Here is a 20,917-nt window from a genome sequence, read left to right on the forward strand (position 1 = left end):
CGGCGGTTGTCCACAGGCCCCTAGAGTCGGCCCATGCCTGCCGACCAGCCGACCATCCTCGCCACCTCCGGGGGCTACCGCTACGGCTCCCGCACCCGCCTGGAGTTCAACTCGCTCGTGCACCACGCCGTCGAGCTGTCCGGCGTCGAGGGCCGCGCCCCGCGGATCACCCACTTGGGCACCGCCGGTGGCGACCAGGTCCACTTCGCGACCTGGATGTCGGAGGCCGCCCGGGTTGCCGGGTTCGACCTGACGAACCTCGCCCTGTTCTCCATGCCCAACATCGACGACATCGAGGGCCACCTCCTCCAGCAGGACGTCGTCTGGGTCAACGGCGGCTCGGTCGCCAACCTGCTCGCCGTCTGGCGCGTGCACGGCCTCGACGACGTCTTCCGCCGGGTGTGGGAGGCGGGCGTGGTGCTCGCCGGTGTCTCGGCCGGCTCGATCTGCTGGTACCAGGGCGGCACCACGGACTCCTTCGGGCCGGAGCTGCGCGCGGTCACCAACGGCCTGGCCCTGCTGCCCTACGGCAACGGCGTGCACTACGACTCCGAGGAGCGCCGCCGCCCACTCGTGCACCAGCTCGTCGCCGACGGCACGCTCTCCACGACCCACTGCACCGACGACGGCGTCGGCCTCGTCTACCACGGCACCGAGCTGGTCGAGGCGGTCTCGGAGGCCGACGGCAAGGGCGCCTACGTCGTGACCCGTGAGGGTGACCGGGCGGTCGAGGAGCGGCTCGAGCCCCGTCGCCTCTGAGGTCGCTCCGGGGCAGGCGTAGGGTCGGGTCATGCGCTTCGAGCACGTCGGCTTCGCCCCTGACCTCATCGACTACGAGGCCGCGTGGGCGTTGCAGCGAGAGGTCCACGCCGGGGTCGTCGCGGGCGGGGAGGACACCGTCCTGCTGCTCGAGCACGACGCCGTCTACACCGCGGGCAAGCGCACCGAGCCCCAGATGCGCCCGGTCGACGGGACGCCCGTCATCGACGTCGACCGCGGTGGCCTCATCACCTGGCACGGACCGGGCCAGCTCGTCGGCTACCCCATCGTGCGCCTGCACGGGGTGCCGATCGACGTCGTGGCCCATGTGCGCCGCCTCGAGGAGGTCATGATCCGCACCTGCCGCGAGTTCGGCGTCGAGACCGTGCGGGTCGAGGGCCGCAGCGGTGTCTGGGTGCTCGCCGACGACCGCGGCCCCGACCGCAAGCTCGGCGCCATCGGTGTGCGCGTCAGCCGCCAAGTGACGATGCACGGCTTCGCCCTCAACTGCGACGCCGACCTCGCGTGGGCCGACAACATCATCGCCTGCGGCATCGAGGACGCCGGGGTGAGCTCGATCAGCCGCGAGGCCGGGCGCGTGGTCACCGTGCAGGACGTCCTCCCGTATGCCGAGAAGCACCTCGCGGACGTCCTCGCCCCCTCCGCCTGACCACCTCCACCGCGGGGCGACCGGTCGAGGCCCGGGGAATACCCGTCACACGCACGGCGTAGTCTTGGAGGACGCCCGGTGACCGTCCGGGCGCACCCGTGCCCCGCGGCATACCGGCCGCCGGAGGCGCACCGAAGGCACAGCGAGGGAGTCTTTGTGACCGTGGCACCCGAGGGCAGGCGCATGCTGCGCGTCGAGGCGCGCAACGCCCAGACCCCGATCGAGCGCAAGCCGGAGTGGATCCGGACCACCGCGAAGATGGGCCCCGAGTACACCAAGCTGCACTCGATGGTGAAGACCGAGGGCCTGCACACGGTCTGCCAGGAGGCCGGCTGCCCCAACATCTTCGAGTGCTGGGAGGACCGCGAGGCGACGTTCCTCATCGGTGGTGACGTCTGCACCCGCCGCTGCGACTTCTGCGACATCGCCACCGGCCGTCCCGAGGCGCTGGACCGCGACGAGCCGCGCCGCGTGGCCGAGTCCGTCGCCCAGATGGGCCTGCGCTACTCGACCGTCACGGGTGTGGCCCGTGACGACCAGCCGGACGGCGCCGCCTGGCTCTACGCCGAGACGATCCGCCAGATCCACGAGAAGAACCCCAACACCGGCGTCGAGATCCTGCCCCCCGACTTCGGTGCCAAGCCCGAGCTCGTCGGCCAGCTCTTCGAGGCCCGCCCCGAGGTCTTCGCCCACAACCTCGAGACCGTGCCGCGCATCTTCAAGCAGATCCGGCCCGCCTTCACCTACGACAAGTCGCTCAAGGTGCTGTCGATGGCCCGCGAGGCCGAGCTCGTCACCAAGTCCAACCTCATCCTCGGGATGGGCGAGGAGGACCACGAGGTCGAGCAGGCGATCCGCGACCTGCACGACGCCGGCTGCGACATCCTCACCATCACGCAGTACCTGCGCCCCTCCAAGCTGCACCACCCGATCGACCGCTGGGTCAAGCCCGAGGAGTTCGTGCACTGGAGCCAGGTGGCCGAGGAGATGGGCTTCAAGGGAGTCATGGCCGGCCCCCTCGTGCGGTCGTCCTACCGCGCCGGGCGCCTGTGGGCGACGGCCATGAAGAAGTGGGGTCGCGAGATCCCGGAGCACCTGCAGCACCTCGCCGACGCCGCGGGCGACCCGGCCCGGCAGGAGGCCGCGTCGCTCGTGGCCGCGCGCCGACCGGCCGCGTTGGGCACCCCTGCCTGAGCCCCGTATCCTGACCCGCATGGCCCGCAAGGAGAAGCAGCAGTCGGACACCCCTGCCAAGCAGGGACGGTTCGCCCAGGTCCGACAGGTCTACAGCGCGGCCCGCACGGCCGACCCGACCATCCCCTGGTGGATGCTCTTCGCCTTCGTCGCGGTCGTCGTGGTCGGCACCGTCATCGGCCTGCTGCTCGGCCACTGGAAGTACGCGCTGGTCCTCAGCATCCCCGTCGGCCTGCTCGCCGCGACGCTGGTGCTGAGCCGCAAGGCCGAGCGCGCGGCGTACCGCAGCCTCGAGGGCCAGCCCGGCGCCGCCGGTGCAGCCCTTGGTGCACTTCGCCGTGGCTGGTTCTTCACCCAGGAGCCGGTCGCGATCGACGGCGCCCGCGGCACGCGTCCCGAGGACATGGTCGGGGCCGCCTTCGTCTACCGGGCCATCGGCCGCCCGGGTGTGGTCCTGGTCGCCGAGGGCCCCGACGCCCGGCGCAAGAAGCTCATCGTGCAGGAGCGCCGCAAGGTCGAGCGCGTCGCGCCCGGCGTGCCGGTGACCGCCATCTCCGTCGGCGACGGCGAGGACCAGGTGCCAGTGCGCAAGCTCAGCAGCAAGATGACCCGCATGAAGCCGGTCCTCACCAAGGAGGAGGTGTCGGCGGTCAACAAGCGCCTCAAGTCCCTGGGCGGCATGCGACCCCCGATCCCTGCCGGCACCGACCCGACGCGGGCCCGCGTCGACCGCAAGGCGATGCGCGGCCGCTGAGGTCAGGCGGGGCGCAGTTGCGCCTCCACGAGGTCGACGTACCGGTCGAGGGCGTCGGGGTCCATCCGCAGGAACAGGTCGGGCTCGACCAGCTCGAGCTCCATGACCGTCGGCACCCCCTCGTGCTCCACCAGGTCCACCCGCGCGTAGACGACGCCCGCAGGGGCGAGGGCGAGCGCCGCGCGGCCGGTGGCGAGCTCCGCCTCGCTCGCGGTGTGCGGGTGCTCGGCGCCCCCGTGGTGCGCCTGGACCCGGTAGTCCCCCTGCGCGGGCACCTTGCGGACGGCGTGCGAGACCTCGCCGTCGAAGACGAACAGCGACACCTCCCCGTCCTCGATGCCCGGGGCGTAGGGCTGCACCACCACGTCGCCGTGCTCGACGACCTGCCGCGCGTGGTCGACCAGGGCGGGTGACGTCGCGGCCCCGCGGGCGGTCTTGCGCGCTCCCCCGTCGACGGCCGGCTTGACGACCACCTCCTCCCACCCGGTGGCGGCGATCCGTTCGGCGACGTCGACGGCGCCCCGCGGCACCACGAGCATCGGCAGCACGGCGACCCCGGCCGCCCCGAGCTCGGCGAGGTAGCCCTTGTGGACGTTCCAGCGCACGACCGCGGGTGGGTTGACGATGCGGCTCTCGACGTCGACCCGGTCGACCCAGGCGAGGAACTCCTCCAGCCGCTCGAAGTAGTCCCACGTCGAGCGGATCACCACGAGGTCGTAGGCGCTCCAGTCCACGTCCTCGTGCCACACCACGACGTCGGCGCGGTAGCCCCGGGCGACCAGCCGCTCGGCGACCAGGGGCGGCTCGGGGTCCACGTACGCGGGGTCGGACCAGGTGCACAGGGCGATGCGGTGGCTGCTCACCCGGACAGTCTGCCGGAGATGCTCCCGAGGGCTTGTCAGGGCAAGCAACGCGATATAACGTGTCTCGCAAGACGCGATACAACGCGAAATCGAGAGGAGCTCCCATGAGCCAGGAATGGACCATCGACTCACCCAGGGTCCTCGACATCGGCGGTGACGGCGAGCAGGTGCGCGCCCTCAGCGTCGCCGTCGTCGGCGGCCGGGTCGACGTCGTGACGCACGACGACTCGCCCACCGCCCGCGTCGAGGTCGCGGACGTCCAGGGCATGCCGCTCAAGATCGTCTGGGACGGCAGCAAGCTGCGGATCACCCACGGCGTCGACGGCTCGAGCATCCTCGACAAGGTGCGCCAGGCCTTCGACGGGCTCGAGCACAACCGGGTGGCCCTGAGCATCTCGGTGTCCGAGGACGTGCAGACGTCCGTCAGCACGGTCAGCGCGACCGCGCTGCTGGCGGGGCTGCGGCGCGGCGCGAAGGCCAACACGGTGTCGGGGTCGATGACCCTGGACGACATCGCCGGTCCGGTGGACATCAACACCGTCAGCGGCGACATCGAGTGCGGCGCGCTCCACGGGCCGCTCAAGGTCAACACCGTCTCCGGCTCGGTGACCGCCCAGCGCAGCGACGTGCCGGAGGTGAGCATCAAGACGGTCAGCGGCGACGTGACGCTCGACCTCGTCAACGCCACCACGACGATCGCCTCCAGCTCGGTCTCGGGGGACGTGACGGTGCGGGCCCCGCACGACGGGTACGACGTCAAGGCCAGCCTGGCAACGGGACAGGTCGTCATCGACGGGCGCACCTTCGACAAGCTCTCCCGTCCCGCCAACGGTCGCCTCGCGGCCGGCGCCGGGAGCCTGCGCCTCAAGGCGAGCGCCGTGTCCGGCAACGTGGTGGTGCTCGCAGCCGCGGGGAGCCCCGCATGAGCCCGGTCTTCGCGCACGGCCAGCTGCGCCTCTACCTGCTGTCACTGCTCAACGACGGGCCGCGCCACGGCTACGAGGTCATCCAGGACCTCGAGCAGCGCTTCAACGGCCTCTACTCCCCCAGTGCGGGCACGGTCTACCCGCGGCTGGCCAAGCTCGAGGAGGAGGGTCTGGTCGAGCGCAGCGACGAGGGGCGCAAGGCCGTCTACAGCATCACCGACGCCGGCCGGGCCGAGGTGCGGGCGCGCGCCGACGACCTGTCGAGCCTGCAGTCCGACCTCGACCTGTCGGTGCGCGAGCTCGCCGAACAGGTGCGTTCCCGCGTTCGCGGGCAGACCAGCGACCTGCGTGCCGAGCTGCGCGCCGCGGCCCAGGAGGCGCGCCGTACCGCAACCCCCGCCGGCGGCCACGACGGCTGGTCCGGCCACCGTGACAGCAGGGCGATGGGCGAGCTGGAGCAGGCCGCCCAGCAGCTGCGCCAGGAGGCGCGCGACGCGTGGCGGCGCCACGGGCTGACCAGCGAGCAGACCCGCGAGATCCTCGACATCCTCACCGAGGCGTCGACGCGCATCCGGGAGGTGGTGGTCAGGTCCGGACGATGACGGTGCCGGCAGCCTTGTCGTGCAGGCCGCGCCCGTCCTTGTCCCAGAACATCGCGGGGAGGAACAGGCACAGCAGCACCGTCCGCACGAGCGACTGGAACGGTCGGGGCAGCCGCCCGTCGGTGGCCTGCACGCGCAGCCCCACGACCCGGTGCCCGAGGGTGGACCCCAGGGTGCCGACGAGGAGCAGGTTCTCGAGCGCGAAGATCGCCAGCAGCACCGCGGTGTCGCGGCCGGTCGCCACGCCGGCGAACGGCAGCGGGACACCGAAGAACGCGAAGGCGATCAGCTGGCAGGCGCTCCAGTCGAGCACGACGCCGACCAGGCGCCGCCCGAACCGGCCCATCGAGCCCGCACCGTCGCGCGGCATACCGAGCCGCTCCCCCGGGTACGCCGAGGAGGCGCCTGAGCGCGAACCCGGCCCTTCGAGCCAGGACCCGATGTCCCTGCGGTCGACCACGCGACCAGCCTAGGCGCCCCACCGCACGCAGGCGCAGGGGGTGTAACACTGGCGAAACATCGGGGTCATGGCCGGGCAACCTGCACCCGTTAGGGTCGACGTCGACAGCAGTTCAGTCAGCCGTCATCTCACGGGCGGATCCCGCCGTCCCACCAACAGGAGGCCCCAATTTGTTCAGCAACGCTGACGAGGTCCTGAAGTTCATCAAGGACGAGGACGTCAAGTTCGTCGACGTGCGCTTCTGCGACCTGCCGGGCGTGATGCAGCACTTCAACGTGCCCGCCAAGAGCCTGGACGCGGACTTCTTCAAGGAAGGCCAGATGTTCGACGGGTCCTCGATCCGCGGCTTCCAGGCCATCCACGAGTCCGACATGAAGCTGGTCCCGGACCCCACGAGCGCCTACCTCGACCCGTTCCGCAAGGAGAAGACGCTCATCCTGAACTTCTCCATCGTGGACCCGTTCACCGGTGAGGAGTACTCGCGCGACCCGCGCAACATCGCCGCGAAGGCCGAGGCCTACCTCAAGTCGACCGGCATCGCGGACACCGCCTACTTCGGCGCCGAGGCCGAGTTCTACGTCTTCGACGACGTGCGCTTCGAGACCAAGCAGAACGCCAGCTACTACTTCATCGACTCCGTCGAGGCCGCGTGGAACACCGGCCGCGAGGAGGAGGGTGGCAACAAGGGCTACAAGACGCGCTACAAGGGCGGCTACTTCCCCGTCCCGCCGGTGGACCACTTCGCCGACATGCGCGACGAGATGACCCTTGCCCTCGAGGAGGCCGGCCTGTCGGTCGAGCGCGCCCACCACGAGGTCGGCACCGCCGGCCAGCAGGAGATCAACTACCGCTTCAACACGCTGAAGCAGGCTGCTGACGACGTCCTGAAGTTCAAGTACATCATCAAGAACGTGGCCTGGGAGGGCGGCAAGACCGTCACCTTCATGCCCAAGCCCATCTTCGGTGACAACGGCTCCGGCATGCACTCCCACCAGTCGCTCTGGAAGGACGGCGAGCCGCTCTTCTACGACGAGCGCGGCTACGGCGGCCTGTCCGACATCGCGCGCTGGTACATCGGCGGCCTGCTCAAGCACGCCCCCGCGGTGCTCGCCTTCACCAACCCGACGGTGAACTCCTACCACCGCCTGGTCCCGGGCTACGAGGCGCCGGTCAACCTCGTGTACTCCGCGCGCAACCGCTCCGCCTGCGTGCGCATCCCGATCACGGGTGACAACCCCAAGGCCAAGCGCATCGAGTTCCGCGTGCCGGACCCGTCGGCCAACCCCTACCTCGCGTTCTCCGCGATGCTGATGGCCGGCCTCGACGGCATCAAGAACCGCATCGAGCCCCCGGAGCCGGTGGACAAGGACCTCTACGAGCTGCCACCGGAGGAGCACGACGCCATCGCGCAGGTGCCCGGCTCGCTCCCTGAGGTGCTCGACGCCCTCGAGGCCGACCACGAGTTCCTGCTCGAGGGTGACGTGTTCACCCAGGACCTCATCGAGACCTGGATCGAGTGGAAGCGCAAGAACGAGGTCGACCCGATCCGCTTCCGCCCGCACCCGCACGAGTTCGAGATGTACTTCGACATCTAGACCCTGAACACTCAGAGCGACGAAGCTCGTTCTGTTGCAAGAACATTCGCGAACGCGGACCCCCTCGCGGGTCCGCGTTCGCACTGTTACTGGCACTCGCCCGATCTGTGGGCCACTCCCGTCAACCACCCCGCCAAAGTTCGCGCCCGTCCTCCAGCCCACCTGGCGGTTCTCGCATGGTTTCTCGCCGCCGGCGACCGAGGTCCCTGCGCCTCCTTGGCGACACCGGGACCGCCTTGCCCGAAGCCGTTGGGCGTTGGCGATTCGCACAGACTTGGCACAAGCGGGTGCCTGACCAGTCCTCGACGGACTCCGCTTCGACCCTGACCTCGACTACGGCGCCGCCGACTGCGGCGCCGTAACCCCGCAGTCGGACACACACCGGAGACGAGTTCGGTACGTCCAGAAGCAGCTACCGAATCCGCATTACGTGGATTTCACCACAACGGGGCAAGTGTCCTCTGCCCGCTGGACGGCCGCGCGGCGAAAAGGGCCCGTCAACCGGGACCTCCTGATGGCGGTCCCCACGCGGCGGCCTTGTAGCGACAACGTGACGCCAGTCGTGGTCCGCTCATCCTGGACCAGCCCCAGAGTGATCAGCCGCTGAACGGCATCCGACGCCACGCTTTCACCGTTGGCCGCAGCGACCTCCGCATCGATTGCTGTGGTGGTTGGCCTCGGATGCGGAGCCTGATGAAGTGGCTGAGTTCGTAGGTCACGATGCTGCGACATCGGCTGGGGTCCCATTCACCGAGGAGATTCGACGCGCCGCTTACGCACTGGTCTACTCGCAGCTGGTCACCTCCAGCAAGGCGTCACCGCATCACGTGCAACGCCCACGCACCGCGCCGCGTGGTCGGGAAGCTGCTGAGGACTCCAGGACCCCTCACGAGTTCGTCCGAGCGGCGCGCGGGACCACGGCCGCCGAGCAAGACGGAGGGGTGTCGGTCACGAGCGGGTCGAACTTGGGCAGGGAAGCCGAGCCTCCGCACAGCGTGGTGATTGCCACCCAGCCCGTCGCAGCCAACTCACGCATTCACGTCCTGGCGAAGGCGAGTGAGATCCTCGGGGTCCTGGACGAGGATGGCAGCCCAGTTGTGAGGTCAGCGATCGAGGCTGTCCGCGATGAATCCGCCTCTCCAGTTCCGACCGTGAGCAGCCTCAACGACAGAGCGCTGACGGCCATGGTGGCGGCCGTCGGCGCCGGGGTAGCCGAGCAGATCGTCAAGGGTCTGGCGCAGCTCGCCGAGCTGAGCGCCTGATCGTGGCCGCGTCCGATCGGGGGTTTGGCCGCGGCGTCGTCGGCTGAGGCCGGGGCAAGGTCCCCTGCATCGGCTGCCGAGGCGTCGAAGCTTGATGCTGACCAGGTTCGCCTGCGGCACGCGGTAGCTCGCGGTCGGACTATGCGCTACGACTGGCCTTCGAGCTCGCGCAGGAACCCGACCAGCCCGGCGAAGTAGGTCTCAGCATCGTCCACCAAGGCCAGGTGGCTGCCGTTGGGGCAGTGGTGGTACCGACCCTGAGGCAGCTGTTCGGCCATCCAGCGCAGGTGGGCGGGGTCCATGGTGTCGTGTTCGGCGCCCATCACCAGCGTGGGCACGTCGATGTCCGGCAGGACGGATTCCCTGTCCCAGTGCATCAGCTTGCCGCTGGCGCCGAGCTCACTGGGACCCTGGAGCGGCACGTAGATCGCCGGGTTGATGTGGGCGAAGCTCCGTGTCACCGGCGCGGGCCACTGCTCCACCGGCAGCCGGCACACATGGAACGTGTAGTAGTGCTCGAGCAACAGCGCCTCGTAGCTCGGATCATCGGTGCGACCCTCGGCTTCCATCCGCTTGATCTGGGCCAGAGCGTCCTGGTCCATCTGGGGCATCAAGACGTCCTCGGCATACGCGTTGTAGGCGGGGACGCTGGCCATCATGTTCGAGACGACCAGGCCCTTGAGGTGCTCTTGGTGGGCGAGCGCGTACTCCAGCGCAAGCACGCCTCCCCACGATTGGCCGTAGAGCACGAAGTCGTGACGGTCGAGCCCCAGCGCCGACCTCACCTGCTCGACCTCGTCGACGAACCGGTCAACCTCCCACAGCTCCGGGTCTTCAGGCTGGTCGCTGTAGTGGGAGCCGAGCTGGTCGTAGTAGAAGTACTCGAAGCCCTCCTGCGGTAGGAAGCCGTCGAATGGGATGAGGTACTCGTGGGTCGCGCCCGGCCCCCCGTGCAGCAGCAGCACTTTCAGCCCCGGGTTGTTGCCGACCCGCTTCGTCCACACCCGGAAGTCGCCCTTTGGAGTCCTGACCGGGATCATCCGCTCGCCGCCGGAGATCCTGTCCGGCCGGCCGGTGTTGTCCAGGTAGCGGGCCAGGTCGGTCATCATCCCTCGCCATCGGAGACGTGGACGCCACCCCGGGAGCGAGCGGTCAGCGAGATTGACGGCGCGCTGTCCGGGTCGCTCCGGCGACGCCGCGTTGTGGACTGCCGCCGGGTGTCCACCGCATGCCAAGACCCCGAAGTCAGCGCGTCCCAGATGACGAGCGGCCTGGAGGCACGTCTGTGGTGACGCCGTCCGGAGATCCAGCCGGGGGCGGTCTCCGGTTCGGCTGCCTTCACCACCCGCACAGGGCTGCCCACGCCGGTCAGTCTGCCAGCCAGGCTGCCGCACTTGCCACGTTCCTCAACCACAGACTGCCTCACGCCCCCAGGCGAGACACGTCCAGGTCGAACTGAGTCACACCGTGTCGTCACTCAGAGTCGACCAGATTGGCTGGCATCAGAACTAGGGGATGTCGATCTGTACGTTTCTGGCGTAGCCGCTGAACTGGTCGCCGCCCGATGTGTCTTTGGCGCCGACAAGCATCGGCCCTGGGTTCGGGATCATCCCCGTGCTCACTGCGACTCGTTTGGCCAGGACCCCGTCCACGCGGAGTTCGACCGCCGACCCGGTGTCGGTGCAGGTGATGGTGGTCCACTGGCCCTGCCGGGTGTTCAGGTCAGGGCCGCCGGCCGCCGTCGCTTTGCCGCTCGCCCCTTTGAAGAAGCAGGCGGCCCGGGCCGTGGTGCGGTTGTTCTTGGCAACGACCTCGATCTTCCAGTTGCCTGCTGGCGTGCCACGGACCACGTCATAGTCACCCACCGACGAGGAAGGAATGCCCACTCCCTTCACCTCCACGGAGAAGCTGATGGGAAACTTCCCCATCGGAATGGTTCCCGAGTTGTCGACCTGGACATAGCCTGCAGCGCCGTTGCCACGAAGGTTGAAGCCATAGCCGTCGCCGATCAGTACGTCGCCATGCACGCCGCCCGACAACGGCACGTCACACACCACACCCATGGTCAGGGGACAACGGTAGGTCGTTGCCGCCGATGCCGCGGCTGCCCCAGTTCCCGCGATCGCCACGATGGCCGCGATCACCACAGCGACGCCGCGCCCCGTCCTGCCGACCTCCTTGCACCTCAGTCCTCGATACGTCATCACGGGGACCGACCTCCCTCCGCCTTCACTGCATGCCGATCTGCCGGCTCCGGTCCGGTGCGCGCGGCGTGATGCCGAGACCAGGCCAATGGGCCATGAGCCACGCTCGCAGACCCCTTACAGAGTGCACCCAGACGCCGCGGCGCACTTCCATCCAAAGGGTGAGCCGAGGTGTTCAACAGCCGCGACCCCAGGAACCGTTCTGTCGCCGTGCCTCCGCGGAGTCAGGAATGGTGAGAGCAGACGTGCTGGGGAACGCGCTGTGGCAGGACCGTGGACCACTCCTGGGCGGTGACGTCGCGGCCCGCGACGGTGCAGGCAGCCGGATCCAGGCTTCGGGGCGGAGGTTCCAGGTCCGGAGGTGTCCGTCGAGACCGGCGATGACGAGCATGCAGTCGTCCTCGGTGAAGCCGACCGCTATGGCTCCCTGCGGCCTCAACCCGCGACGGCGCCGGCCCGGGGCCGGCTCGTGAGGACCAGCGCGGCCTGTCTGGCCGCCGTGGCCCTGGGCTGCGCCTCAGCCCGCCCGAACGCCGGCATCGACACCGGCTCGAGTCACCCGGCGTCCGCTCCCCGTCCGGTCGTTTCCAGTCTGACCATCGCACGGATCGGCACCCAGATCGTGCGCTGCGACACCGGAGAGGGGAACCTCGGCGGCGCGGGAGCGGCAGCTCCCCTGACCCTGCCCGAGGTCACCAGCTGCACCCCTTGACGCGCGCATCACGCTGGTCTCAGCCGCCCGGGCACATCAGCTCGAACACACCCGCTGCGGTATGTGCGACGCCTTGCTCCGAGCTCACCCCACCTGTGGCACAGCCTGAGGCTGGTCGCCCGTCGAATGCCCCCGGGTTGCCCGCCCGGAGCACCCCGAACACCCGCATGTAAGGCCGCGGCCGGGGCGCCGGGCACACCTCTCCGTCCTGGCGGCGGGAATCGTCGTCAGTTGGGGGTAGGGGGTGCGGTCGCGTCAGGGGCTTTGCGCGATCGCACCCCTGTTCGTCGCGGACGGCAACCGCACCACGACGGACCTCAGCGGCGAGCACGCGGCTCGGGCGCCGTCTGACGATGACAACCGATTGACGGGTCCACCCGCTCCTTCCATCGTGTGAGAAGGAGGAGGGGGTGAACGAGGTGACGGCGGTGACCGAAGCAAAGCTCGGACCGACCTTCGAGGAGTACGTGGCCACCCGGGGGGCCTCGTTGCTGCACACCGCCTGGCTGCTGACCGGTGACCACCAGCGCGCCGAGGACCTGGTCCAGACCGCGTTGGGCAAGACGTGGCCGCACTGGTCACACATCGCCGTCTCCGAAGGTGGTTCGTACGACGCCTACGTCCGCAAGGTCATGATGACCACGTACATCGCCTGGTGGCGACGGCGCTGGACGGCCGAGTACCCCACCGCGTCCTTGCCCGAGCGGCCCGCCTCGGCAAGCGGCACCCCAGAAGCCGAGACCACCGAGCGGCGACGCGACCTGCTAGCGGCGCTGGCACCGCTGCCACGGGGGCAACGCGCCGTGGTCGTGCTGCGCTACTTCTACGACCTGAGCGAGGCCCAGACCGCCGAAGCCCTGGGATGCACGGTCGGAACGGTCAAGAGCCAAAGCAGTAGGGCGCTGGCCGCCCTGCGCAACAGCCCGGCCCTGCGCGTGGAGGAGGTGCGCGATGTCTGAGCTCGAGACCCGGCTGCGTGAGTTGTTGCAGGACACCACCCCCCCACCGTCGACCAGCCTCACGCCTCCCGACGAGCTGGTTACTGGCGCCCGCAGGTACGCCACGCGTGCCAGGCGAGGCCGCGTCGCCGCCATCGCGGCTGCCCTGGTCGCAGTCGTCGGGCTGGGCGGTGTGGTCGCGTCAGTGGCGGGGCGGGACCGCACGCTCTCTCCAGCCCAACCACGCCCTCCCGTCGTGAGGACCCCCACCTTGCCCGCAGGCCCTGCCTGGTCTAAGACCGCCTCGGTCGCCGACCCCGCCGGCAAGACCTTCACCCTGGACCTGCGCACGGTCATCTCCGCATCTCCCAGCACCAGCCCCGACCCCCGCGATGCCAACAAGCGGGACGTCACCGGCCCTGCGCTGAGCGGCTACTACACCCTCACCAATACCTCCACGACCGCGGTCGACATCGCCGCGCCCGTCACCGTCTTTGCCTACTGGAAGGTGCCTGTGGGTTTCTGTGACCGGTACGACCACTCCGTATCGATGGTCGGGCTGGCCGTCCCCCGGGTCAACGGCGGAGAGCTCTGTCCCATGGCCATGGGCGACAGCACCTTGCCTGGCATCCCACAAACGATGCGGCCAGGCACACCCCTGCTCGTGCGGATCGAGCCGCAGACCATCGGGCTGGGACAGAACTACCCCCTCGTGCTCAGCAACGCCGACGCCGCCCTCGCTGTGCGCACCACCTCCGCACCGCCCGCCGGGTGGGCCGCCTTCGACCAAGACCTGTCCACCACGGCCAACACCCCCATTGCGAGCAACGGCGTCCCGCTGCCCTGAACCATCCCGGCGCGGGACTCAATGCACCACTTCCTGAACACCGCTGCGCCTCGAGGAGGCGGCCATGCGCCGCACATCAAACCACCAGCACAGCCGCGCCATCCGCGGGCGGGGGCTGCGCGCCATCGTCACGCCGCGACCCCCAGTCACGGTTTCTGTCCTGCCAGCTCAAGCACGATCCCCTGAGGTGAGGTAAATGCGACCCATCCGCAACTCCCGACAAGCACCACAACCCAGGACGAGCCACGCTCCGGTCGACCAGCCTCAAGCCCGACGAGCCGGCGGTGACGCTCGAGCCATGCGGCGTCACCTGGCCGGCCGACGCGCGCAACTCACCGTCGCTGCGGTCCTGCTCGTCGCGGTGGCCGGAGCAGCAGCTGCGGTCGCCGCAGGCGCCCTTCGCGACCGCACCCCCGTACATCAAGGGCTGCCGAACCCGACCGCCCTGCCACACACACCCGCCGTCCCGCGAGGGCCAGCATGGGTTGACAGCACCAGAGTCAGCACCGCCAAAGGCGTCTTCACGTTCGAGGTCCATGCCGTCATCACCGCACCCGGCACCGGGTCGCGCGATCCGCAGAACCCCACCAAAGGCTTGGTCACGGTCCCCCAGATGGGCGGCTACTACACCCTGACGAACACCGGCGCAGAGCCCTACGACCTCGCCGAACCAGTGAGGCTGTTCGCCTACTGGAAGGTGCCCCACGGCTTCTGCGCCCGCTACGACCCGTACATGGTTGCTGACCTGACCGCCAACAGCGTCCCGGTCGTGCAGGTCGGTGGCGGTCAGGAGCTGTGCCCCATGGCATTCGGTGACAGCACCTTGGACACCACACCGCAGACCCTGCAGCCGCACCAGCCAGCCAGGCTGTCCATCTTGGCGACGGACATGGCTCTTGGCCAGGACTACCCACTGCACGTGAGCAAGTCCGATGCAGCGGTCGTCGCGAAGGTCACGGCCACTGCACCGGCCGCTTGGTTCGCCAGCGACGAGGAACTGTCCACCAGTACCGACCACTCCATCGCGACCAGCGGCCTGACCGCCCCGTGAACGCACCTGACGGCGCGGGCCGCTGCACGGTTGGGACGCGCGCGCACCGACCACGCACGGCTCGGGTTCGGTACGTCCAGAGCCAGATACAGCATCCGCATTACCCGGCTTTCACCACAACGGCGCAAGCGCCGTGGGTACCGCCGCGAGTAGCCTCGCAGTCTGCGGGGAAACCAATGAGGCGGCGCATCGACCACGTGCCCACCGCCACAACGCCTCGGAGAGTCCCGCATGGTCACGTCTTCCAGACCCGTCCGGGGCTGGACCCGCGCTCATCTGGGAAGGGCATGGCAGCCGCTGCGCTGCTGACCGGGCCGCTTGACATCCGCCTTGGCTGCCGCGGCAACACGAGCACGGGGTAGGCGTCGCTCCGGCTGCGTCTGACGACAGGACCGCCCTCCTTGGGCGCCTCGCTTGCCCGGATTCGGGCCCTGCAGGCGAGCCCACACAGTTACCACCGGTGTGCCGGCGCCCGGAAGAAGGTAGTGCGCGCTCCCGAGGGAGGGATCTCCGATGATCCCGTTCGACCACCCGTACCAGACTTGCTTCGCCTGTTCGGTGTTCCACAACTGGGAACTGGATCCCCAGCTCGACCCGCGGCGTCGGCGCACCCTGACCTCCATGCCGCGCAGCCCCTACGCGCCGGCAGCACGCCGCCCGTCATGGGCGGAAGCGGTCGCCGTCGCGATCATCGTCGGGGTCATCCTCGCGGTGATGGCATGTACCCAGCCGGTGTCGTCGGCGCGGATCACGCCGCACCCTCGCCGCCATGTCGTGCCGGCGACGGGGCTCTCCGTCGTGAGCGACACCCGTTGCGCACCGATGCGTCTTCCCATTCATTCCTTGCCCGAGATCGAAGTATCCGCCGCCTGTGTGCGCTCGGCCTTGGCCACACGGGCGAGGTCGCTCGAGTTCGACCCCATCCGCTGAACGTGCGCACGTACGACGAGCAGACCCGAGCCGCGGTGCTCAAGGCCATCCGTCGCATCGTCGTCGCGGAGTGCCAGGCGTCAGGCAGTCCTCGCGACCCGGACTTCGAGCTGTTCGACGGCTTCCCCGCCACCACGAACGACCCGGATGTCACTCGGCAAGTGGCTGAGGCGTTCGACGTGCACTTCGGTGACCGCGCGAGCGAGCTGCCGGTCCAGAGTGCAAGCGAGGACTTCAGCGACATCCCCAGAGCCTTCGGTGTGCCCTACACGTACTGGGGGATCGGCGGGAACGACCCTGAGACGTACCGCGCGGCTGTGGATTCTGGTCGCGTGGCGCAAGACATTCCCGTCAACCACTCCCCCGCATTCGCGCCCGTCCTGCAGCCCACCCTCGACACCGGCACCGAGGCACTCGTCGTCGCGGCCCTCGCCTGGTTACACCCCGCCAGCGACTGACTCCCGTAGGGGTGGCACGCGCACAGCGGCCGGATTTGATCTGCCAGGCCCCCGAATCGTCGTCGAGGAGAACCGCACCTCGCGGCGCCCCGGTCGCCCCGGACGCCCCGGACGCTCCGGGCAGCCGTCCCCACCCTGCGAACAGGGCGGGGACGGCTGGATGCACGGCTGTGTAGTGCTGCCTCTTCAGTGGTGCATGTGCATCCCCGCACCGCCTTCGACCCGCGTGGCAGGCATGCGCAGGTACGCGAACACGGCCAGGACCAGGGCGATGACGGCTGCTGCGAGGAACCCGCGGTCGAACCCGTCGACGACCCCGGTGGCGCTGGTGAGGCTGCCGGCGGTGCTGGCGACAGCGGACAGGACGGCCACGCCGAGAGCTGCTCCGACCTCGTGCCCGGTCATGAGGAACCCGGACGCCATGCCGGCGTGCTGTGGCGGGATGCCGGCCATGGCGCTGACGGACACGGGGGCGAAGACCATGCCGACGCCGAGTCCGATGGTGGCGAGTCCGGGCAGGATGCCGGTGGCGAAGCTGGACCCGGCGGACGCCTGGGTGAGCAGGAGGGCCCCGCCGGCCAGGACGACCAGTCCGGTGCTGGCGACGGCGCGCGGGGTGCCGTGGGCCATGGCGTGCCTGGCGACGACGGTGCCGGCGGTGATGGCCAGGGCGAACGGGACGAACGCGACGCCGGCCCGGATGGGCGAGAACCCCATGAGGGTCTGGACGAAGATGGAGGCGAGGAACACGGTGCCGACGAGGATGCCGCTGACGCCGAGCATGACCGTGGTGCCGGACACGAGGGACGTGACCTTCCACGTGTGCGGGGGGACGAGCGGGTTGGCGGCTCTGTTCTCCCGGACCTTGAACGCGACCGCGAGGACCGCCGAGGTGGTGAGCGCGGCGAGGACGCGGGCGGAGAGCCAGCCGTGCTGCTCGGTGGCGCCGAGGCCGTAGACGAGGGCGGCGAGGCTGCCGATGACGGTGGTGGCGCCGGCGACGTCGAACTGCCGGAGTGTGACGGCGGGGGTGGTGGCGGCGGGAATGACCTTGAGCCCTGCCACGAGGGCGACGGCGCCGACGGGTGCGTTGATGAAGAAGATGGTCTGCCAGCCACCCCACGTGGTGAGCGCTCCGCCGAGCAGGACGCCGGCGGCGACGCCCAGGGACCCGACTGCACCCCACAGGGTCAGGCCGAGGCGACGCTGGGCACCGGAGTACGTGGTCATGATGATGGACAGCGCGGCCGGGGTCATGAGGGCTGCGGCGAGGCCCTGGCCGGCGCGAGCGGCGATGAGCTCGCCCGCTCCGTCGGCGAGTCCGCTGACGATGGACGCGATGGTGAACACGGTCAGGCCACTCAGGAAGACCCACTTGCGGGACAGCAGGTCGGCGATGCGGCCACCGAACAGCAGGCCGCCGCCGGACATCATCAGGTAGGCGGTGACGACCCACTGCATGGCCGACCCGTCCAGCTTGAGGTCACGGCCGATGGCCGGCAGGGCGGTGTTCACGACGGAGATGTCGAGGACGACGAGGATCTGGGCGGCCAGAGCCAGGGCGAGGACCAGCCACGGCTGGCGCTGCCCGTCCTCGCCGGCGCCCGGGTGCGTGTCGGCGGCCGTGTGGCCATGGTGCCGGGCGACGACTGGTCCGGTGCGGGTTGCACCGGAGGCTGCGGCGACCCTCGGTTCGGACGTTGGCTTGACGTGCATGGCTTCTTCTCCTTGGCGGATGCTGGCTGGTGGGTCGCACCGCTTCGGAGGTTCTGCTGCGGTGTGCCACCCACGCTCGCGCCGCAGCGAGACGCTCGCCCCGGTCATCTGGCCGGGTTGTGCCCGCCGACCGCAGGTGGAGCCGGGCCGCGGGGTCAGCCGAAGTCGAGCTGGGCGAGCTCGGTACGTGAGGTCACCCCGACCTTGGTGAAGACGTTCCGCAGGTGGAACGCGACCGTGCGTGGCGACACCCAGCACTGGGCGGCCACGTCCTTGTTCGACAGGCCGGTGCTGACCAGCTCGGCCACCTTGCGCTCCATCGGCGTCAGGTCCAGCAGCGTGGACGGGTCACGTTTCCGGGCGGTCTCACCGGACGCGCGCAGCTCCTGGGTGGCGCGTTCGAGCGGGGGTCTCGCGTCGAGGTCGCTGAACGTGCCGAGGGCGGCCCGCAGGTGCGTGCGGGCGTCGACCCTCCGGTTGGTGCGGCGCAGGAACTCCCCGTACGCGAGCTGGGCCCGGGCGAGGTCGAACGGGCGCCCCGCCCGCTGGTAGTGGCCGACCGCGTCCTCGAACGCCGCCGCAGCGTCGAGGCGGTCGGCTGCGGTCAGCGCGGTGCCGAGGCTGACCGCGCCGAGCGCCCACGGGTGGCCGGTCGCGTGCGCGAACGGGGCGAGCTCGCCCACCCACGCCAGGGCCCGGGCGGTGTCACCGGCACGGACCGCGGCGTCGATGCGGTCCACGGTCGCCATCTGCCGCAACGCCAGCTCGTGGACCCGGGACAGGTGGTGCAACGCCTCGGCGGCGTCACCGTGGGCGGCGGCGTGGGCGCCCTTGGCCCACCGGGTGGCGTCATGCGTGGGCCCGGTGAGGATGCCCAGGGCGTACCGCCCGGTCACGTCCTCCACCTCGGCCAGGTACTGGTCGTACCGGTCGTCACCGGTCAGCGCCGCCACGAGCGCCAGCAGGGCCAGGGGTGAAGCGGTCAGGTTGGGTTGCCCGACGCCGCGAGCCAGGCTCAGCGCTTCGTCGGCCGAGCTGCGCAGGCCGGTCCAGTCGCCCGTGAACACCTGCGCGAACGCGAGCCGCTGCAGGGCGTAGACGAGGGCCATGCCGGCGCCGCGCTCGCGCGCCGTCGACACCATGGTTCTGTAGAAGAAGCGGGTGCCCTCGTCGTGGCCCAGGTGCAGTGCCGTGTTGCCGAGGTTGCCGAGGACGTCGAGGTCCTCGACGGCTCGGCCCGCCTCGAGAGCCTGCTCCAGCTGGGCGATGGCGCGCGGCCAGTCGTGCTCCGCCGACGCCGTGAGCGCGCCCAGCATCAGCCGGAGGCACGTGGTTCGTGAGGTGTCGTCCTCGTCCGCGGTGAGCAACCGGCTGACCAGGTCCGCCGGGAGGGTGGCACCGCTGTCGGCGCCGTGGGCGCGGTTCAGAGCTGCCGCGCACGCCATCTCCAGGGCGCGGCCGGGGTCGAGCTCGGCGATGCCCACGGCAGCAACGGTCAGGATGCGGTGGGCATCGAGGGCGGACCCGAGGTAGACCTCGTTGCGGGCTCGCAACCGGTCGATGTCGGCGCGCAGCAGGGGGTCGGAGGCGAGGTCACGGGCGGACGAGGCGAGAGCTCGGCTGCGGACGGCGTGGCCGGCTGCCCACGCGGTCCGCGCCGCGGCGAACAGTCGAGCGGCCCGGGTGGGTTCGTCGACGGTCAGCGCCGCGGAGCGTTCGTACGCCTCCGTCGCTGCGACGTGGCCGCCGCGCTGCTCGGCGCGGGCCGCGACGTCGTGGAGGGCGTCGGCGACGTCCCGGTCGGGGCCTTCGGCGGCGGCGGCACGGTGCCACGTGGCCCGGTCCGGGTCGGTGGGCGCGACAGCGTCGGCGAGGACGCGGTGGACCTGACGGCGTTCGAAGCTGGTGGCGGCCTGGTAGATGGCCGAGCGGACCAGGGGGTGCCTCACGGAAACCGTCTCACCGGTGATGCTCAGCAGGCCGGACCGTTCCGCCTCGTCCCAGGCGCTGTCGTCCACCCCGAGGACGCCGGCTGCGTGCCGCACGGTGTCGACACGTCCGGTGGCGTCGGCAGCCGAGACCAGCAGCAGCGTCTGCACCGCTGGGCTCAGGCGCCGGGACCGGTCCAGGAAGGCCCGCTCGACGCCCTCGGTCAGCGTGAGCTGCTGCGGCATCGGCGCCTGCCCGTGCAGCTGGGCCGGGCTGAGCTCGGGTGGCAGCTCGAGCAGGGCCAGGGGGTTTCCGCCGGTGTCGGACACGAGCCGGTCGGCGACCTCGTCCGGCACCGGGCCGCCCGTGCGCTGCTCGAGCAGCGCACGGGCGGCGGGCTCGGCCAAGCCGCGCAGCTCCAGGACCGGCAGCCCGGTCGGGGCGAAGTCAGGGGCGCCGGGCTCGCCGGTGCGGGCGGCGAAGACCAGCGCCACCGGATCCACCGACAGCTGCCGGGCGGCGAACAGCAACGCGTCCGCCGAGGCGGAGTCGAGCCACTGTGCGTCGTCGACGACGCACACCAGGTACCCGTACCGATCGGCGATGTCGGTCAGGGCAGAGAGGGTGCCGACCCCGACGAGGAACGGTTCGACCGTGGGTCCGTCCTCGAGGCCGAACGCGACCCGCAGTGCCCGAGCCTGCGGACCCGGAAGCCCGCCCATGTCCAGGGCCGGTCTCAGCAGACGGTGCAGCGCTGCATACGGAAGGGGCGACTCGGACTCGACGCCCGACGTGCGCAGCACGCGCCCGGCCCCGCCGTCAGCACCAAGCGATCCGGCGCTGGCGCCTGGAGACACCGTCAGCTCGTGCAGCAGGCTCGTCTTCCCCATGCCGGCCTCGCCCCGGACGACGAGCACCCCAGCGGTCCCGGCGCGTGCCTGGTCGACCAGGGCGGCGAGCTGCGCCTGCTCGAGTTCACGACCGTGGAGCACGAGCAGACCGTACCGCCGCTCCACGCCGGGCCGCCGCCGACCGAAGACGTAGGAC

The 20,917-nt window shown here is 70.3% G+C and carries 19 protein-coding genes; 13 read left to right on the plus strand and 6 right to left on the minus strand.

Features of this window, described 5'->3' with window-relative positions; all coding sequences use genetic code 11:
- The first annotated feature begins 33 nt into the window (after positions 1 to 33).
- The 4 genes from ABEA42_RS05740 to ABEA42_RS05755 all read left to right on the plus strand — a co-directional run bounded on the left by ABEA42_RS05740 (position 34) and on the right by ABEA42_RS05755 (position 3,377).
- Positions 34 to 759: a Type 1 glutamine amidotransferase-like domain-containing protein gene (locus ABEA42_RS05740; RefSeq protein WP_345501758.1), complete on the plus strand. Its 726-nt coding sequence runs from the start codon at positions 34 to 36 to the stop codon at positions 757 to 759.
- A 31-nt stretch (positions 760 to 790) separates the two neighbouring features.
- A complete protein-coding gene (lipB, locus tag ABEA42_RS05745; protein ID WP_345501760.1) occupies positions 791 to 1,429 on the plus strand; it encodes a lipoyl(octanoyl) transferase LipB in 639 nt (212 codons plus the stop codon).
- Between the two features lie 156 nt (positions 1,430 to 1,585).
- The gene (lipA, locus tag ABEA42_RS05750; RefSeq protein WP_345501762.1) at positions 1,586 to 2,623 is read left to right on the plus strand and encodes a lipoyl synthase; all 1,038 of its coding nucleotides are present in this window, start codon (positions 1,586 to 1,588) and stop codon (positions 2,621 to 2,623) included.
- 19 nt (positions 2,624 to 2,642) lie between these two features.
- Positions 2,643 to 3,377, plus strand: coding sequence for a DUF4191 domain-containing protein (locus ABEA42_RS05755; RefSeq protein WP_345501764.1), 735 nt, complete (start codon positions 2,643 to 2,645; stop codon positions 3,375 to 3,377).
- Positions 3,378 to 3,379: 2 nt separating this feature from the next.
- On the opposite strand, the gene ABEA42_RS05760 is transcribed toward ABEA42_RS05755, so the two are convergent.
- Positions 3,380 to 4,240 (minus strand): ATP-grasp domain-containing protein, encoded by an 861-nt coding sequence (locus tag ABEA42_RS05760; protein ID WP_345501766.1) that lies wholly within the window; start codon positions 4,238 to 4,240, stop codon positions 3,380 to 3,382.
- A gap of 104 nt (positions 4,241 to 4,344) precedes the next feature.
- Here ABEA42_RS05760 and ABEA42_RS05765 point away from each other — a divergent pair, with 104 nt between their 5' ends.
- Both ABEA42_RS05765 and ABEA42_RS05770 read left to right on the plus strand, forming a co-directional pair.
- Positions 4,345 to 5,166 carry a DUF4097 family beta strand repeat-containing protein gene (locus tag ABEA42_RS05765; protein ID WP_345501767.1) on the plus strand — a complete coding sequence of 274 codons (822 nt, stop codon included), beginning with the start codon at positions 4,345 to 4,347 and terminating at the stop codon, positions 5,164 to 5,166.
- A complete protein-coding gene (locus tag ABEA42_RS05770; protein ID WP_345501769.1) occupies positions 5,163 to 5,768 on the plus strand; it encodes a PadR family transcriptional regulator in 606 nt (201 codons plus the stop codon). Before ABEA42_RS05765 ends, ABEA42_RS05770 begins: the two co-directional genes overlap by 4 nt.
- Here the strand turns inward: ABEA42_RS05770 and ABEA42_RS05775 are convergent.
- The gene (locus tag ABEA42_RS05775; protein ID WP_345501770.1) at positions 5,752 to 6,228 is read right to left on the minus strand and encodes an RDD family protein; all 477 of its coding nucleotides are present in this window, start codon (positions 6,226 to 6,228) and stop codon (positions 5,752 to 5,754) included. The genes ABEA42_RS05770 and ABEA42_RS05775 overlap by 17 nt on opposite strands.
- A 170-nt stretch (positions 6,229 to 6,398) precedes the next feature.
- Between ABEA42_RS05775 and glnA the strand changes: the two genes are divergently transcribed.
- On the plus strand, positions 6,399 to 7,823 hold the full coding sequence (gene glnA / locus ABEA42_RS05780) for a type I glutamate--ammonia ligase (protein WP_345501771.1): 1,425 nt from the start codon (positions 6,399 to 6,401) through the stop codon (positions 7,821 to 7,823).
- A 1,408-nt stretch (positions 7,824 to 9,231) separates the two neighbouring features.
- Here the strand turns inward: glnA and ABEA42_RS05785 are convergent.
- On the minus strand, positions 9,232 to 10,191 hold the full coding sequence (locus tag ABEA42_RS05785; protein ID WP_345501772.1) for a proline iminopeptidase-family hydrolase: 960 nt from the start codon (positions 10,189 to 10,191) through the stop codon (positions 9,232 to 9,234).
- A 402-nt stretch (positions 10,192 to 10,593) separates the two neighbouring features.
- The gene (locus ABEA42_RS05790; protein ID WP_345501774.1) at positions 10,594 to 11,229 is read right to left on the minus strand and encodes a LamG-like jellyroll fold domain-containing protein; all 636 of its coding nucleotides are present in this window, start codon (positions 11,227 to 11,229) and stop codon (positions 10,594 to 10,596) included.
- A gap of 421 nt (positions 11,230 to 11,650) precedes the next feature.
- Between ABEA42_RS05790 and ABEA42_RS05795 the strand changes: the two genes are divergently transcribed.
- From ABEA42_RS05795 to ABEA42_RS05820, 6 genes are all read left to right on the plus strand, one after another.
- Complete coding sequence (locus tag ABEA42_RS05795; protein ID WP_345501775.1) at positions 11,651 to 12,001, plus strand: hypothetical protein; 351 nt, start codon at positions 11,651 to 11,653, stop codon at positions 11,999 to 12,001.
- A gap of 410 nt (positions 12,002 to 12,411) precedes the next feature.
- Positions 12,412 to 12,960, plus strand: a complete 549-nt coding sequence (locus ABEA42_RS05800; protein WP_345501777.1) for a SigE family RNA polymerase sigma factor — start codon at positions 12,412 to 12,414, stop codon at positions 12,958 to 12,960.
- Positions 12,953 to 13,786: a hypothetical protein gene (locus ABEA42_RS05805; protein WP_345501779.1), complete on the plus strand. Its 834-nt coding sequence runs from the start codon at positions 12,953 to 12,955 to the stop codon at positions 13,784 to 13,786. Before ABEA42_RS05800 ends, ABEA42_RS05805 begins: the two co-directional genes overlap by 8 nt.
- A 298-nt stretch (positions 13,787 to 14,084) precedes the next feature.
- Positions 14,085 to 14,837, plus strand: a complete 753-nt coding sequence (locus tag ABEA42_RS05810) for a hypothetical protein (protein ID WP_345501780.1) — start codon at positions 14,085 to 14,087, stop codon at positions 14,835 to 14,837.
- Positions 14,838 to 15,350: 513 nt separating this feature from the next.
- Positions 15,351 to 15,767 carry a hypothetical protein gene (locus ABEA42_RS05815; protein WP_345501782.1) on the plus strand — a complete coding sequence of 139 codons (417 nt, stop codon included), beginning with the start codon at positions 15,351 to 15,353 and terminating at the stop codon, positions 15,765 to 15,767.
- Between the two features lie 2 nt (positions 15,768 to 15,769).
- Positions 15,770 to 16,225 carry a zinc-binding metallopeptidase family protein gene (locus ABEA42_RS05820; RefSeq protein ID WP_345501783.1) on the plus strand — a complete coding sequence of 152 codons (456 nt, stop codon included), beginning with the start codon at positions 15,770 to 15,772 and terminating at the stop codon, positions 16,223 to 16,225.
- 186 nt (positions 16,226 to 16,411) lie between these two features.
- On the opposite strand, the gene ABEA42_RS05825 is transcribed toward ABEA42_RS05820, so the two are convergent.
- On the minus strand, positions 16,412 to 17,941 hold the full coding sequence (locus ABEA42_RS05825) for an MFS transporter (RefSeq protein WP_345501785.1): 1,530 nt from the start codon (positions 17,939 to 17,941) through the stop codon (positions 16,412 to 16,414).
- A 155-nt stretch (positions 17,942 to 18,096) separates the two neighbouring features.
- Positions 18,097 to 20,862: a helix-turn-helix transcriptional regulator gene (locus ABEA42_RS05830; protein ID WP_345501786.1), complete on the minus strand. Its 2,766-nt coding sequence runs from the start codon at positions 20,860 to 20,862 to the stop codon at positions 18,097 to 18,099.
- Positions 20,863 to 20,917: the final 55 nt, after the last annotated feature.

The organism is Pedococcus ginsenosidimutans, assembly GCF_039544395.1.
Lineage (GTDB): Bacteria > Actinomycetota > Actinomycetes > Actinomycetales > Dermatophilaceae > Pedococcus > Pedococcus ginsenosidimutans.